Annotated in this window: 14 protein-coding genes and 1 tRNA gene; 10 read left to right on the top strand and 5 right to left on the bottom strand. The window is 69.8% G+C overall.

Annotated elements, in window-relative coordinates; translation table 11 throughout:
- The first annotated feature begins 612 nt into the window (after positions 1–612).
- The 5 genes from KZI27_RS03615 to KZI27_RS03595 all read left to right on the top strand — a co-directional run bounded on the left by KZI27_RS03615 (position 613) and on the right by KZI27_RS03595 (position 7181).
- Complete coding sequence (locus KZI27_RS03615) at positions 613–1677, top strand: magnesium and cobalt transport protein CorA (protein ID WP_222659353.1); 1065 nt, start codon at positions 613–615, stop codon at positions 1675–1677.
- Between the two features lie 138 nt (positions 1678–1815).
- A complete protein-coding gene (locus KZI27_RS03610) occupies positions 1816–2835 on the top strand; it encodes a LacI family DNA-binding transcriptional regulator (RefSeq protein ID WP_222659352.1) in 1020 nt (339 codons plus the stop codon).
- A 367-nt stretch (positions 2836–3202) separates the two neighbouring features.
- Positions 3203–4726 carry a multiple monosaccharide ABC transporter ATP-binding protein gene (gene mmsA / locus KZI27_RS03605; RefSeq protein WP_222661166.1) on the top strand — a complete coding sequence of 508 codons (1524 nt, stop codon included), beginning with the start codon at positions 3203–3205 and terminating at the stop codon, positions 4724–4726.
- Entirely contained in the window at positions 4723–6015 is a 1293-nt protein-coding gene (gene mmsB, locus KZI27_RS03600; RefSeq protein ID WP_222659351.1) for a multiple monosaccharide ABC transporter permease, read from the top strand. Before mmsA ends, mmsB begins: the two co-directional genes overlap by 4 nt.
- 62 nt (positions 6016–6077) lie before the next feature.
- A complete protein-coding gene (locus tag KZI27_RS03595; protein WP_222659350.1) occupies positions 6078–7181 on the top strand; it encodes a sugar-binding protein in 1104 nt (367 codons plus the stop codon).
- Between the two features lie 162 nt (positions 7182–7343).
- Here KZI27_RS03595 and KZI27_RS03590 read toward each other — a convergent pair whose 3' ends face one another.
- The 3 genes from KZI27_RS03590 to dcd form a co-directional block, all read right to left on the bottom strand.
- A complete protein-coding gene (locus KZI27_RS03590) occupies positions 7344–7691 on the bottom strand; it encodes a DUF86 domain-containing protein (protein WP_222659349.1) in 348 nt (115 codons plus the stop codon).
- Complete coding sequence (locus tag KZI27_RS03585) at positions 7688–8203, bottom strand: helix-turn-helix domain-containing protein (protein WP_222659348.1); 516 nt, start codon at positions 8201–8203, stop codon at positions 7688–7690. The genes KZI27_RS03590 and KZI27_RS03585 overlap by 4 nt, the downstream gene beginning before the upstream one ends.
- A 122-nt stretch (positions 8204–8325) precedes the next feature.
- Complete coding sequence (dcd, locus tag KZI27_RS03580) at positions 8326–8913, bottom strand: dCTP deaminase (RefSeq protein WP_222659347.1); 588 nt, start codon at positions 8911–8913, stop codon at positions 8326–8328.
- A gap of 89 nt (positions 8914–9002) precedes the next feature.
- Between dcd and KZI27_RS03575 the strand changes: the two genes are divergently transcribed.
- The 3 genes from KZI27_RS03575 (at position 9003) to KZI27_RS03565 (ending at position 13033) form a co-directional block, all read left to right on the top strand.
- Positions 9003–10097, top strand: coding sequence for a GNAT family N-acetyltransferase (locus KZI27_RS03575; protein ID WP_222659346.1), 1095 nt, complete (start codon positions 9003–9005; stop codon positions 10095–10097).
- 9 nt (positions 10098–10106) lie between these two features.
- The gene (locus tag KZI27_RS03570; protein ID WP_222659345.1) at positions 10107–10805 is read left to right on the top strand and encodes a DUF6882 domain-containing protein; all 699 of its coding nucleotides are present in this window, start codon (positions 10107–10109) and stop codon (positions 10803–10805) included.
- 167 nt (positions 10806–10972) lie between these two features.
- Positions 10973–13033, top strand: coding sequence for a cytochrome c oxidase assembly protein (locus KZI27_RS03565; protein ID WP_222659344.1), 2061 nt, complete (start codon positions 10973–10975; stop codon positions 13031–13033).
- Positions 13034–13075: 42 nt separating this feature from the next.
- Here KZI27_RS03565 and KZI27_RS03560 read toward each other — a convergent pair whose 3' ends face one another.
- A complete protein-coding gene (locus KZI27_RS03560; RefSeq protein ID WP_222659343.1) occupies positions 13076–13387 on the bottom strand; it encodes a hypothetical protein in 312 nt (103 codons plus the stop codon).
- A gap of 25 nt (positions 13388–13412) precedes the next feature.
- Complete coding sequence (locus KZI27_RS03555) at positions 13413–14531, bottom strand: DUF6177 family protein (RefSeq protein ID WP_222659342.1); 1119 nt, start codon at positions 14529–14531, stop codon at positions 13413–13415.
- 198 nt (positions 14532–14729) lie between these two features.
- Here KZI27_RS03555 and KZI27_RS03550 point away from each other — a divergent pair.
- A tRNA-Gly gene (locus KZI27_RS03550) sits at positions 14730–14803 on the top strand.
- The gene (bla, locus tag KZI27_RS03545) at positions 14803–15753 is read left to right on the top strand and encodes a class A beta-lactamase (protein WP_222659341.1); all 951 of its coding nucleotides are present in this window, start codon (positions 14803–14805) and stop codon (positions 15751–15753) included. Before KZI27_RS03550 ends, bla begins: the two co-directional genes overlap by 1 nt.
- Positions 15754–15798 lie beyond the last annotated feature (45 nt).

The following is a 15798-nucleotide window of genomic DNA, read 5'->3' as shown; positions in this document are numbered from 1 at the left end:
CAGCCTCGGCCCGCGCCGGGGAGACCACTCCGACGAGTGCGATCGCTGCAGCAGCTGAAGCGACGAACGCCACAATGGAGAACGCGAACGTTCTCGTCCGACGACGCCTCGATCGCATCTCTGCCACGAACGCAGTGATCAGCCCGGCCGCACCGAGCACCCACCACACGACAGCGGCTTCACGGAACCAGGGGACGAACGACAGCGCAATGCAACCCACTGACGCCGTGATCGCCCCGATCCGGACCGGCTTGCACTTCATCGTCACAGCACTCCTCTGTGTTGACATACAGTGTGATGGATATCAAGCGCTACTCAGTACGTCGGGCGACAGCAAGAGGCTTGGGGAGTTCGTGGGAGAAGCCCGCAGGAGTTGTCGGGGCAGGCCGGCGGGCGTACGCTCGACCGTCGGCAGCGCCCTGGGCGCCGCCGCAGGACCAACGAAGTACGCAGACGAGAAGGGCAGGTGAGGCGCGATGTCGGGTGACCATCCTCGCGCGGGCCGGCAGCCCCTCCCCCTCGCCGCCGCGCCCGTGTCCTAGATCTCCTCCGCCCGCCGCGGTCCGCCGCGGCATCGCACCTGCCTGCTCCCCGACCACGAGGAGCGCGCGCATGGCTGTGATCGACAACGGGATCTACGTCGAAGGACGTCGCGTCGAGTCGCCGTCGACCCTGGCGCTCGGCGCCCGGCACCAGGTCCCCCGCTGCGACCTGGCGTGGATCGGGCTGCTCCGCCCCGACCCGGAGGAACTCGACGCCGTCGCGACCGAGTTCGACCTGCACGAGAACGCCGTCGAGGACGCCCGCAAGGGACACCAGCGCGCGAAGCTCGAGCGCTACGGCGACACCCTGTTCCTGGTGCTCCGGCCGGCCTGGTTCGACCAGTCCGAGGGCACCGTCGAGTTCGGCGAGGTGCACCTGTTCGTCGGCGACCGGTTCGTGGTGAGCGTCCGGCACGCCGAGCGCCCCGACCTCGCGGCGCTCCGCGCGCAAGTCGAGGCCGATCCCGAGTTCCTGGCGCTGGGGTCGGAGGCCGTGACCGCCGCGGTGCTCGACGAGGTCGTGGACGGCTACGCGCCGGTCGTCGAGGTCCTGCAGGACGGGATCGACGCCATCGAGGACCAGCTCTTCGCCGGACAGGTGGACCCGGGTGTCTCGAAGCGGATCTACCAGCTGCTCAGCGAGGTGCTCTCGTTCCAGCGCGCCACGAAGCCGGTGCCAGCGATGGTGCAGGGCCTGCTGCGCGGGGCCGACAAGTACGGCGTCGACGACGAGGTGCAGCACCGCCTGCGGAACGTGCTGGACCACGCCCTGCGCGTGACGGAGCGGGTCGACTCGTTCCGGTCCCTGCTCGAGAACGCCCTGACGCTGCACGCGACCCTGGTGTCGCAGGAGCAGAACGAGGCGATGCGACGGATGACCAGCGCCAGCCTCGCCCAGGGCGAGGAGAGCCGGCAGCTCGCCCGCGCCGCACACCGGCAGGGTGAAGAGGTGAAGAAGATCTCGTCGTGGGCGGCGATCCTGTTCGCGCCCGGACTCATCGCCGGCGTCTACGGGATGAACTTCGACCACATGCCCGAGCTGCACTGGCGGTACGGCTACCCGGTCGCGATCCTCGGCATGCTCGCGCTGATGGGCGTGCTCTGGGCGATCTTCCGGAAGCGCAACTGGCTCTGACGCGCCGCGAGGGCGCAGCGAGACCGCGCCCTCGCGGACGTTCAGGTGGCGTCGATCCGCCGGGCGTGCATAATGATCTGGCCCGGAATGTGAACGTGCACATCGATGTGCCACGGCCCCGGGCGGAAACGAGCAGCAATGGCGTCATCGCGGGCACAGCAACCGCGTTCGCCCAGCATCCGTGACGTCGCACGGATCGCGGGCGTCTCGCACCAGACCGTCTCGCGGGTGCTGAACAACTCCGACGCCATCCGCGACGCCACGCGCGACAAGGTCCTGGCGGCGATGGAACAGCTGCAGTACCGGCCGAACCGTGCGGCGCGGGCCCTCGTGACGAGCCGGACCCACACGATCGGCGTCCTCACCGCTCGCCGCGCCCACTACGGCCCGGCGGTGGCGCTGCAGGCGATCGAGGACGCGGCCATGCTCCGCGGGTACTCGGTGACGACGGCGAACATCGCCGAGGCGACCGACACCGCCGTGCGCGAGGGACTCGGGCACCTGCTCGACCTCGACGTCGAGGGCATCGTCGTCATCGCGCCCCAGCAGCGGGTGTTCGACCTGATCGAGGAACTGGGCATCCGCACGCCGTACGTCACGATGCGGGCCAGCGTCGGCGAGGACCCGACGGCCCTGTGGGTCGATCAGATGGAGGGCGCGCGGCTCGCGACCGAGCACCTGCTCGACCTGGGCCACGAGTACGTCCGGCACATCGCGGGCCCACAGGACTGGATCGAGGCGGACGCCCGCATGCAGGGCTTCCTGCGCGCCATGTCCGACCGCGACATGCCCGTCGTCCCGCCGATCCTCGGCGACTGGACGGCGGACTTCGGGTACCACGCCGGCCGCGAGCTCCTGCGGTGGCGCGACTGCACGGCGGTCTTCTGCTCGAACGACCAGATGGCGCTGGGCGTCATGCACGCGGCACGCTCGTACGGGCTCGACGTGCCCGGTGACCTGTCGGTGGTCGGCTACGACGACATCCCCGAGGCGAAGCACTTCTGGCCGCCGCTCACCACGGTGCAGGTCGACTTCGCGGAGCTCGGACGCCGGTGCGTGGACCTGCTGCTGCCGGGCGACGACGAGCTGCTCCGCCCGATCGACATCGTCCCGCAGCTCGTCGTGCGTGCGTCCACGGGAGCCCCGCGCGGCCGGTGACCCGACCGGTGGAACGTGCGGGACTCCGCACGATCACCCCAACGCGGGGGACGTGATCGGCCTGCTTCCGCCAGATCACGCAGGCCGTTACGAAAACGCGACCAATCCGAATTGACAGCCGCACCGGGGACGTGCGTAAATTACCTCCGTCCAGCCGATGTGACCGTTCACATGAGCGTCACACGAGCAGGACACCGGACGCGACAACGAAGTCCACGCAGGCCACCTGCGCCCATTCGCTGCCGCAGCAGAACCACCCGAACAACTGCCGCATCGCAGCGGCAGAAGGAGATGCACTGTGGCGTCACACCCGATCGACACCGGACTCGAGACCCGGTCGATCACCGCACCCGAGACCATCCTCGAGATGCGCTCGATCACCAAGGAGTTCCCTGGTGTGAAGGCGCTCTCCGACGTCTCCCTCAGCGTCCGCGCCGGCGAGATCCACGCGATCTGCGGCGAGAACGGCGCCGGCAAGTCGACCCTGATGAAGGTCCTCTCGGGCGTCTACCCCTACGGCACCTACAGCGGCGAGATCGTCTACGAGGGCGAAGAAGTCCGCTTCTCGAACATCAAGCAGTCCGAGCAGGCCGGCATCGTCATCATCCACCAGGAGCTGGCGCTCATCCCGGAGCTCTCGATCACCGAGAACCTGTTCCTGGGCAACGAGCCCGGCCGCTTCGGGCGAATCGACTGGACCGCCGCGCAGCTCCGTGCGCAGGACCTGCTCGCCCGCGTCGGCCTGGCCGACGACCCGGACACGCAGATCAAGAACCTCGGTGTCGGCAAGCAGCAGCTCGTCGAGATCGCGAAGGCCCTGCACAAGGACGTCAAGCTCCTCATCCTCGACGAGCCGACCGCCGCGCTCAACGAGAACGACTCGCAGCACCTGCTCGACCTGATCGTCGGGCTGAAGGCCAAGGGCATCGCGAGCATCATCATCAGCCACAAGCTCAACGAGATCGAGCAGATCGCCGACGAGATCACGATCATCCGCGACGGCAAGGCCATCGAGACGCTCAACGTCAAGGCGGACGGCGTCAACGAGGACCGCATCATCCGCGGCATGGTCGGCCGCTCGCTCGAGAGCCGGTTCCCGGACCGCACTCCGAAGATCGGCGAGACCTTCTTCGAGGTCCGCAACTGGACCGTGCAGCACCCGCTCGACTCGTCACGTCTGGTCTGCAAGGGCTCGAACTTCCACGTCCGCCGCGGTGAGATCGTCGGCTTCGCGGGCCTGATGGGCGCCGGACGCACCGAGCTCGCGATGAGCCTGTTCGGTCGTTCGTACGGCACCTGGCTCGACGGCCAGATCATCAAGGACGGCCGCGAGATCAAGGTCACGAACGTCCAGCAGGCGATCGAGAACGGCCTCGGCTACGTCTCCGAGGACCGCAAGGCGCTCGGCCTGAACCTGCTCGACACGGTGAAGCGTTCGACGGTCGCCGCCGACCTGCAGAAGATCTCGAAGGTCGGCGTCGTCGACTCGCTCGAGGAGTACTCCGTCGCCGAGAAGTACCGCAAGATGCTGCGCACCAAGGTGCCGAGCGTCGAGGACAACGTCGGCAAGCTGTCCGGTGGCAACCAGCAGAAGGTCGTCCTGTCCAAGTGGATGTTCACCGACCCGGACATCCTGATCCTCGACGAACCCACCCGCGGCATCGACGTGGGCGCGAAGTTCGAGATCTACGGCATCATCCAGCAGCTCGCGGCCGAGGGGAAGGGCATCATCCTCATCTCGTCCGAGCTCCCCGAACTCCTCGGTCTCTCCGACCGGATCTACACCATCTTCGAGGGCCAGATCACCGCTGACCTCCCGGCCGACCAGGCCGATCCCGAATCGCTCATGCGCAGCATGACCTCCGCGCGGAAGGGCGCCACCGCCTCATGAACAACCTGAAACTGCTCTTCGGCAAGGGCAACAGCATCGGCCAGTACGGCATGATCATCGCCCTCATCGTGCTGTTGGTCTTCTTCTCGGTCACGACGAACGGGCTCATCCTCGAGCCGACCAACGTCATCAACCTGTTCCTGCAGTACTCGTACATCCTGATCCTGGCGCTCGGCATGGTCATGGTCATCATCGCGGGGCACATCGACCTGTCGGTGGGTTCGGTCGCAGCGGTCGTCGGCATCGTCGTGGCGCAGTCCATGGCCGTGTGGGACTTCCCGGTGTGGGCCGCCATCATCCTGGGACTCGTGTGCGGTGCCCTGATCGGTGCGTGGCAGGGCTTCTGGGTCGCGTTCGTGAAGGTCCCGGCCTTCATCGTGACGCTGGCCGGTCAGCTCATCTTCCGCGGTGTGAACCAGATCATCGGCAACTCGACGTCGGTCCCCGTCCCGGACGCCTTCACCCCGATCGGTGCCGGCTTCCTCGGTGACTTCGGCCCCGACTTCGGCTTCAGCAACGGCACGCTCCTCATCGGCCTCGTCACGATCCTCGCGCTCATCATCATCGAGGCCCGAGGCCGTGCCCGCCGCCGGAAGATGCAGGCCGAGGTCCCGCCGCTGTGGGTCTCGATCGTCCGCACCGGCATCCTGGTCGCCGTCACGCTCGTCGCCACGTACCTGTTCGGCGCCGGCCCGGTCGGCACCTCGGTCCCGATCGTCGCGATCATCCTCGGCATCCTGACCATCGTCTACGGATTCGTCACGAAGAACACGATCTTCGGTCGCCAGGTCTACGCCGTCGGTGGCAACGCCAACGCCGCCGTCCTGTCCGGCGTCTCGGCGCGACGGGTCAACTTCTTCGTCATGATGAACATGTCGATCCTCGCCGCGATCGCCGGCATGGTGTTCGTCGCCTACTCCGGCGCCTCGGGCCCCGCGGACGGCACCGGCTGGGAGCTCGACGCGATCGCCGCCGTGTTCGTCGGTGGTGCTGCGGTCGCCGGTGGCGTCGGCACGATCTCCGGCTCGATCATCGGTGGTCTCGTCATGGCGCTGCTGTCGAACGGTCTGCAGCTCATGGGCCTCGAGTCCAACCAGGTGCAGATCATCCGCGGTCTGGTCCTGCTCGTGGCCGTGGCCTTCGACGTCTACTCGAAGTCGCAGGGTCGTCCGTCCCTGATCGGCGGCATGCTGCGGCAGTTCCAGCGCAAGGACACGGAGCAGAACACGGTGGCCGCCCAGCAGCCGCGGTCCATCGAGGACCAGCCGGACAAGATCACCCTCCCCTAGTCCACCCCTCCCCACAGCGGGGCTCCGGCCCCACACCTCCTCAACGAAGAGAAAGCAATCACATGCGCAAGAAGATCGTCGCCGGCCTCAGCCTGGCGCTCATCGCGGGCCTCGCCCTCAGCGGCTGCTCGGCACGCGGCTCGTCCGACGACGCCGGCAGCACCAGCACCATCAAGAAGGGCGACCTCATCGGCGTCGCCCTGCCGGCCAAGACCTCGCAGAACTGGGTCCTCGCGGGTGCAGCCTTCAAGAAGTCCATCGAGGACGCCGGCTTCAAGGCCGACATCCAGTACGCCAACGCCGGCAACCCCGTCCCGGACCAGCAGTCGCAGATCTCGGGCATGATCACCAAGGGCGCCAAGGCCGTCATCATCGGTGCCGCCGACGGTTCGCAGCTGACCGCGCAGGTCAAGTCCGCCAAGGACCGTGGCGCCGTCGTCATCGCCTGGGACCGCAACATCCTGAACACGAAGAACGTCGACTACTACGTGGCGTTCAACAACTTCAAGGTCGGCCAGCTGCAGGCCGAGGCGCTGCTCAAGGGCCTCGAGGAGAAGAAGGGCGACAAGCCGTACAACGTCGAGCTCTTCGCCGGTTCGCCGGACGACGCCAACGCGACCGTGTTCTTCAACGGTGCGATGGACGTCCTGCAGCCGAAGATCGACGACGGCACGATCAAGGTCGTCTCCGGTCAGACCACGTTCCAGAAGGTCGTCACGCAGGGCTGGCTCGCGCAGAAGGCCCAGTCGCGCATGACCGACCTGCTCTCGCAGTACTACACGGGTGACACCGAGCTCGACGGCGTCCTGTCGCCGAACGACACCCTCGCCCGTGCGATCCTCACCGCGACCAAGGCCGCCGGCAAGGACAACCCCGTCGTGACGGGCCAGGACTCGGAGACCGCGTCCATCCCGCTCATCATGAAGGGCACGCAGTACTCGACGATCTTCAAGGACACGTCGAAGGAGGCCCAGGCGGCCGTCGACCTCGTCTCCACGCTGTCGAAGGGCGACAAGCCCGACACGACGATGGACAAGACGAACAACTACAACGGCAAGAAGACGGTCCCCGCGATCGAGCTCACGCCGGTCCTGGTCACCAAGGACAACGCCGTCGAGGCCTACAAGGGCAACGACACCCTCGAGGAGCTCGCCAAGAAGGGCTGATCTCCCCAGCACCACGGACGGCCCCGTCTCGCCTCGGCGAGACGGGGCCGTCCTGCGTCGTCCGGGCGCCGGCCACACGGCGGACGGGAGGCCCGGCGCACGTCGTGATCCGTGCCTCCCGTCCGCCGTGCACGCGGTCCAGGGCCGACGCGACCCGCCGACTCAGGGCCGCGCCGCGCGCAACCGACGCGCCGCCTCGGCCAGGTGCGGCACGTCGGTGTGGGCGGTGCCGAACACCACCGCGCGGGTGGTGTCGAAGTAGCGCCGGGTCAGGCGTTCGCCGAGGTCGGACACCCGCGACCACGGGATGTCCGGCTCACTCGCGGTGACGGTGCTCGGCAGGACACGGACCGCCTCGCCGATCTCGACCAGCCGCATCCGGACCGCGTCGTGCACCAGGTCCTCCGGCAGGCGTGCGTCCCCGACGTAGCGCCGGATCGCCTCGCACGCACCGATGACGTCGTCGAGTCGGTCACGGACCAGGCGGTGCGTCGTCGGGTCCTGGCTCACAGCGGCACCGCGCGGCGGACGACCTCGGGGCTCATGCCGGCGGCGTCCACGACGTCGACGCGCACGCCCAGCAGCCGTTCGGCGGCGTCCTGGATCCGCATCAGCGCGAAGATGCCGAGGCCCGCGTCCACGTCGATCATCAGGTCGACGTCGCTGCCCGGGCCGTCCTCACCGCGAGCGACGCTGCCGAAGAGGCGGGGGTTCCGGCCGCCGAACCGCTCGACGACGGCGATCAGGTCCTGCCGTGCGGCGGCGACGCGGTCCCGCAGGGGCGGTGGGTCCTCGACCGGCAGCAGGTCGATCGACGTGGTGAAGCCCGCGGCCCGGAGCATGCGCTGGAGCGCGGCGAGCGACGGTTCGCGGCGGCCGTTCTCGTACGTGCTGATGACGCTCTGTGTGACACCGGCCCGACGGGCGAGCTGCACCTGCGTGAGCTCGGCGCGTTCACGGGCGTCGCGGATGAGCGCGGCCGCCGACACCGTCGGCACCGGATGTGGAGGGACTGCGGACATGCTGCAACGATACACAGAATGCGACATTTCGTCCGCTGGATGACGTGGCGGTGCCGACTCGGAACGACGTCATCGATGTCGCACGACGTCGATGACGTCGTTCCGAGTCGGATGGACCGCGGTCAGGAACGCGCTGAGACGTCCGCGCGGTGGAAGTTCTGCGCGGAACGCGACGGCGTCGGGCCGCGCTGGCCCTGGTACCGCGACTGGTACTCGGCCGAGCCGTACGGCTTGTCGGCGGGACTGGACAGCTGGAAGAAGCAGAGCTGCCCGATCTTCATGCCGGGCCAGAGCTTGATCGGCAGCGTCGCGACGTTCGAGAGCTCCAGCGTGACGTGGCCGGAGAACCCCGGGTCGATGAACCCGGCGGTCGAGTGGGTCAGCAGCCCGAGGCGGCCGAGCGAGCTCTTGCCCTCGAGCCGCGCAGCGATGTCGTCGGGCAGCGTGACGACCTCGTACGTCGAACCGAGCACGAACTCGCCGGGGTGCAGCACGAAGGCTTCGTCCGGGTCGGTCTCGACCAGCCGGGTCAGGTCGGGCTGGTCGACCGCCGGGTCGATGTGCGGGTACTTGTGGTTGTCGAACAGCCGGAAGAACTTGTCGAGCCGGACGTCGATGCTCGACGGCTGGACGAGCGAGGCGTCGTGGGGGTCGAGACCGATCCGGCCCTCGGCGAGCTGGGCGGTGATGTCGCGATCGGAGAGCAGCACGCCGTGCAGCCTAGCGGCAGCGGACCCCCGCCGATATGCTGCGAGGCTGTCCGGGGCCGGGCGGCGTCGCACCGCCGGGAGGAACCGACATGACCGCGTACACCGTCCACGAACTCGTGGTCCCCGCCACGATGGACGACGACCCGGGGACCGTGCAGGCGTTCCGCGAGTGGGTCGACGTGCAGAACCGCGCCGAGGTGTCGATCACCGGACTGCCGGAGCTGCTCTGGACGCCCGAGGAACAACTGCCGTACCTGATCGACCCCGACGCACCCAGCCGACTGTTCCTGGTCCGGGACGACGAGGGAACCGCGGTCGGGGCCGGCTCGTACGACTCGAAGGCCACCGCGGACGCCCCGAACTGCTGGATCGCGGTCAGCGTCGCGCCCGAGCACCGACGCCGGGGCATCGGCACGCTCCTGGCCGAGCACGTCGAGGACGTCGCTCGGCAGCAGGGTCGCACGCAGTGGAAGACGTACGCCGTCTCCCGGCACGTCGGGGCGGCGTCCGACCCCGGCTACCTCCGTGCGCCCACCGGGTACGGCGCCGTGCCCGAGGACGAGCCGGGGGTCCGGTTCCTGACGGGCCGGGGTTGGCGGTTCGGCCAGGTCAACCGGATCAGCCGTCTCGAGCTCCCCGCCGCCCCTGCTGCCCTCGCCGAGATCCGCGCCGCGGCGACGCGGGCAGCAGCCGGCCGGTACCGCGTGCACACCTGGGCCGGGCCGACGCCGCTCCGGTGGCAGACGGACGTCGCGCTCCTCCTGACGCGGATGAGCACCGACGCCCCGTCCGGCGACATGGCCGAGCCCGAGGACGCCTGGACGGTCGACCGGCTCCGGACGCACGAGCAGCACCTCGACGACGGCCCGCGAACGATGCGCACCGTCGCCGTCGAGAACGTGTCGTCCGGCTCACTGGTCGGCTTCACCCAGCTCGCCGTCCCCGGACCCGTCGTCCAGCCGGTGATGCAGGGCGACACCCTGGTGCTGCGCGAGCACCGCGGCCACCGGCTCGGGTGGCTGCTCAAGGTCGTCGGGATCGAGACGATCGAGCGCGACCACCCGGGGCACCCCTCGATCATCACGTTCAACGCGGAGGAGAACCGCCCGATGCTCGACGTGAACGAGGCCGTCGGGTTCGTCGGCGTCGGCAGCGAGGGGATCTGGGAACACCGCCCGGCGTAGGGTTCCCCCATGGCGCGCTCACGGGGGATGGACGATCTGGTCAGCGACGGGGTCTTCCTGGCCTGGGAGGCGCAGCTGCAGCTCGCCGACCTGTACGACGACCACGAACGCTGGAACGTCGACCTCGCCGCCGGCACCCTGCAGTTCACCGGGCCGCACCCGGGCGAGTTCCGGATCCAGCTCCTGGGATCGGCCGCACCGGGGCCGCGCACCTGGCTCTGGGGCTGGGCGAACCCGTCGCAGTACCCCGCGTCGGTGCTCGCCGCCGCGAACGCCACCCGTGCGCTGGGAGAACGGCTCGGCATCCCGGAACTCGTGCAGGGCGAGGTCCCGTTCGGCGAGCACCGGCAGGCCGACGCCGCAGACGCCGGGTACGAGTTCGCGTGGGACATGTCGATCGCGGCACGGCTGGCGACCGGCTCGTGGTTCGGCTTCGGCGGGCACGTCGGTGGAGGTTCCCGCCTCTGGGTGCTGTTCGAGGGTCTGCTGTTCGCGCCACCGACGGTCCCCCGGATGGTCCGGGAGTTCGGTGAGGGCCTGCAGACGACCGAGGTGCACGACCACCGCCGCGCCGTGGGGAGCTGGGCGTCGCTCCGCGGTGTCCCCTGGGACGGGCGCACGCTGACGTTGGCGGACGGGACCATCACGGTCGACTTCGACGAGCTGGGCCGGATCCGCGACCTGCAGGGGTCGTCGGCGCGAGCCTGAGGCGGACCGCAGCGCGCGCTGCGGACTGACACCGCTCCTCTCCCCACCGGCACGGCCTGATCGCCGCTGGCGCGGCGTTCAGGAACCTGCGGCGTGGGCCCAGACCGACCCGCCTACCATGGAGGGTCCGCGGTCTCGCGGACGCACGCGTCCCTGGAACAAGGTTGATGACCGTCACGTCCCCCGCAACCCAGCCCGGAGGCCCGGCGCCGGAATCCGCGCCCGTCACCGCACGCACGTCCACCGTCGCGACCGTGCTGGTCGTCGCGATCCCGCTCGCCGTCGCGTGCTCGCTCCTCGGGCTGACGATCACCGGAGCCTTCACCGCGAGCCAGCAGCTGGTTTCCGCCGGTGACGTCGTCGAGTACGGCCTGCCGATCGCCCGCGTGGTGCACGACACCATGGCGGCCCTGACGGTCGGCCTGCTCATCGTCGCCGCGTTCGCGCTGCCGGCGCAGAAGAAGGACCACCGGGCACTCTCGAGCGTGCAGCACCGCGCCACGCGCTGGGCGGCGGCGACGGGATCGGTCTGGTTCCTCGCGGCTGCCGTCACCGTCGTGCTGACCGGCGCGAACACCCTCGGCGTCCCGCTCACCAGTCCGGTGTTCGCCCGCAACTTCATGCTGTTCGCGTTCCAGGTCGAGATCGGTCAGGCGCTCGTGGTCTCGGCGGCGGCGATCCTCATCGCGACCGTGATCGCCGCGTTCGCCACCCGGGTCACGACGCTCGCCGTCGCCACGGTGTTCGGCGTCTTCGCACTGCTCCCCCTGGCGCTGTCCGGCCACGCCGCCGGTTCGCTCGAGCACGCCAACGCGGTGAACTCGCTCGCGATCCACCTGATCGGGGTGTGCGTCTGGGCCGGTGGACTCGTCGCCGTGGTGCTGCTGCGCACCCGCACGAAGGGCGCGACCGGACGGGTGGTCTCCCGCTACTCGACGTTGGCCGGCTGGTCGTTCGGTGCCGTCGCGTTCTCCGGCATCGTCAACGCCTCGCTGCGGCTGACCGGTCCGCTCGACCTCGTCACGACGCCCTACGGCGCGCTCATCACGGTCAAGGCGACCATCCTCGTGCTGCTCGGGATCGCCGGCGTCGTGCAGCGCCGCAAGCTCGTGCCCGGGCTGCTCCGCGCGCCGCTCGACCGTCGCCGGTTCACCCGGTTCGCGCTGGCCGAGATCGTCTTCATGGCCGTCGCGATCGGTGTCTCGGTCGCCGTGTCACGCTCGCAGCCGCCGATCCCGCAGACGCCCGAGACCGGCGAGGACACCCGCTCCGGCCTGATCGGGTTCCCGTTCCCGCCGGCGCAGACGATGCAGACCTACCTGACGCAGTGGCACGTCGACTGGGTGTGGCTCGGGCTCGCCGTCGTCGGGGCCGTCTGGTACCTGCTCGCCGTGCGGAAGCTCCGGAAGCGCGGCGACAAGTGGCCCGTCGGGCGCACCATCGCCTGGCTCATCGGATGCGCCCTGTTCATCTGGACCACCTCGGCCGGCCCAGCCGTGTACGGCATGATCCACTTCTCGTCGCACATGGTCCAGCACATGCTGCTCATGATGTTCGTGCCGCTGCCGCTCGTGCTCGGCGGTCCGGTGCTCCTCGCCATGCGCACCCTGCCGGTCCGGAACGACGGCTCCCGCGGGGCCCGCGAGTGGCTCATGCTCTTCGTGCACTCGCGGTACATGCAGTTCATGGGGAAGCCCGCCGTCGCCGGTGTCGTCTTCGCCGGATCGCTCGTGGTGTTCTACTTCACGCCGGCGTACCAGGCGGCGATGCAGTCGCACGAGTGGCACGTGGCGATGGTCGTCCACTTCGTGTTGAGCGGCTACCTGTTCTTCTGGGTGTTCGTCGGCGTCGACCCGGGGCCGAAGCGTCCGCCGTACCCGATCCTGATCATCGCGCTGCTCGCGACGCTGGCCTTCCACGCGTTCTTCGGGGTCGCCGTGATGACCTCGCAGTCGGTGTTCGCGATCGACTGGTTCCACGCCCTCGGCCAGACGAACGACGCGGCGCTGCTCGACGACCAGCACACCGGCGGCGGCATCGCCTGGGGCGCCTCCGAGCTGCCCATGGTCTTCGTGGCGCTGCTCGTGGTGCGGAACTGGATCCGGACGGACAAGCGTGATGCGAAGCGGCTCGACCGCAAGGCCGAACGCGACGGTGACGCCGACCTGAAGGCGTACAACGAACGCCTGGCGGCGATCAACGCGTCGGACACCGCGCGCCGCGACTGAGGCGCATCCGGCACCGCGGACCCGCCGACCGCGACGACTCGGTCAGTCGCCGTGGACGATGCAGACCGCGTCGAGGTCCAGAGCAGCCTCGAGCGCAGCCGAGATCCCGGACTCGCCGTCGGAGCCCGCGGGGGTGACGGTGTCCACCCACCACAGCGGCGTCGCGATCGTGGGGGCGTCCGGCAGGATCCGCTCGACCTCGTCGAACGAGTCCACCCGCCGCACCCCGAGCACCGTGATCACCGGGTGGGTGGCGTCGCGGCAGACCTGCAGCATCGGACCGTCGTCGAGGGCGCGGACACCCCAGGACTCGTCGTGCAGGAGCAGCGCCTCGGCGACCTCCCGCGTCTCCACCGCTCGACGGCAGAGGATGGTGACGTCACGGGGCACCGTGACCGCCCGTCACCCGGGTGTCCCGTACGTGTCCGTCGAGCGTGCCCTCGTCGTGGGCGGGATCGAGCGGTGCTCCGCCGACGAGCTGCAGGAACCGGTCCTCGTCGATGCGGTCGAGGAAGGACTCGAGGGCCTCCCAGCCGTCCTCGAACCGGACGATCATGCCGCCGTCGGCGCTGTCGGTGTCGCCGTCCTCGCTCCGGTCGCCGTCGGCCCCGGACCGGGTGCCGAACGTCGCCGTCGTGGTGCGCGGCGGCGGCCAGACCCCGTCGCGGTCGAGGAACTCGGATGCCTCGGGCCCGATGACCACGGCGAGCGGCGACGGCTCGCCGTGCGACACCGCGCGGACCAGGTGATCGGCGTCTCCGCGGCGCTGCATGACCACACCGAAGACGGGCACGACCTGGTCGGCGACCTGCTGGACGGCGTCGAACAGGCGGTTCGCGAGCTCCGGGTCGGTGTTCTCCTCGGGCACGGTGAGCACGGCGGACATCGTCTCCACGACGACGCCACCGACCAGGTGGGCGGTCATCGTCGCGGAGAAGCCCTCACCCACCGCGTACGACGTCGACACCCCGGGGGCCTCATGCTTGGCGTACTGCGTGACGACCCAGCGGTCCCACGGCACGGTGAGTGGTTCGGCGGTGCCCCAGCGGGTGGGGCAGGTCCCCACGGTGTGGCACAGGGCCTCGATCGCGGATCCCATGTCCACGGCGCGCTCCGCGTGGTGGCGGAGGGTCAGGTCGATGCTGATCTGGCGGACGGAGTCCGCCGAGACGGGGTGCTCGGGCGACGGTGTGCCCACGAGTTCGGGGCCACGGTGCACGAAGTCCTCGATGCCCGAGGCGGCGACGCCCGTCCGGCCGTCCCGGAGGGTGCCGTCGAAGTCCGCGACGGCCCACGCGGCACCGTACGCCCCGAGTGCGTGCCGGAGGGCGGGGGTGATCGCGGATTCCCGTCCGGTCCGCAGCACGACCGTGCGGCCGGCGTCCGCCGACCGACGGAGCAGTGAGGCGAGCGCGTCGGTCAGCCACACGACCGGCGAGGCGGACTCGACCACGATGGCGGGACCGACCACGTCGTCGATGAGGGGATGCCTGACCATCCGGTCCTCCTCGGGTTCTTCGGCGCTGGAACTCCCTGGACGGTACACACGAGCACGACACCTGTCCGTCAGGCTGGCGTGCTCACAGCGGAGACTCGGGAGGCACGACACACGCCCGGCAGGAGGCGTACGGTGCGCGGTCGGCTGGCTTCCAGGCGAGAATCCGCTAGGCTTGCCGAGTCCCGTTCTGCGGGGCGCGCGAGTGTAGTTCAATGGTAGAACTCCAGCTTCCCAAGCTGGTAGCGCGGGTTCGATTCCCGTCACTCGCTCCATGCGTCGTCTGCGCTCCACCGTCGCCCGCGGCGTCGTGGTGTCCACGGTCATCGTGGTCGCCGTGACCGGGTGCTCCGGTGGAACGGCTCCGGCACCGGGTGGTTCCCGGACGTCGACTCCTTCGCCCACTCCGTCGTCGAGCGCCGCCGCACTCGACCACCGGAGTGTCGACCGAGCGCTCGCGGCCCTCGAACGCGAGTACGACGCCACGGTCGGCGTCGTCGCGACCGACACCGTCACGGGTGAGACGGTCGCCTACAACGGCGACCGACGCTTCGGCTACGCCTCGACCATCAAGGTGTTCGCTGCCGCACAGTTCCTGCGCTCGGTGCACGCGGATGCCCGGAACGAGGTCGTGCACTGGACAGCCGCGGACGTCACCGCCGCCGGGTACTCCCCCGTGACGGAACAGCACGTGGCCGACGGGCTGACGTCCGAGCAGCTGGCCGAGGCAGCCGTCCGGATGAGCGACAACACGGCCCTGAACCTCGTGCTCACGCGCATCGGCGGTCCGAGCGGCCTCGACGCCGCGCTGGCCGAGCTCGGCGACACCACCACCGAGGTGGTCCACGGCGAGCCGGACCTCAACACCATCGAGCCGGGCAGCACCGAGGACACCACGACCCCGGCGGCGTTCACCGCGGCCCTGGCGACCGTGCTCGACGGCAGCACCCTGGACAGCGCCGACACCGCGCTGCTGGTCGACTGGATGGGCGGCAACGCGACCGGCGACGCCCTGATCCGCGCCGGTGCGCCCGACGGCTGGGTCGTGGTCGACAAGTCCGGGGGCGCCGGGCCGATCCGGAACGACGTGGCGCGGGTGACCCCGCCCGACGGCGACCCGATCGTGCTCTCCGTGTTGACCGCGCGCAACGACCCCGACGCCGCCTACGACGACGCCCTGGTGGCGCGGTCGGCCGCGGCGGTGCTCGACGCGTTCGACCGCTGATCGACCGGGGCGGCGGCCGTTCTGCACCGCGTCACACGGCGTCAT

This window comes from Curtobacterium sp. TC1 (genome assembly GCF_019844075.1).
Taxonomy (GTDB): domain Bacteria; phylum Actinomycetota; class Actinomycetes; order Actinomycetales; family Microbacteriaceae; genus Curtobacterium.
This window is presented reverse-complemented; position numbering and strand designations above follow the sequence as displayed.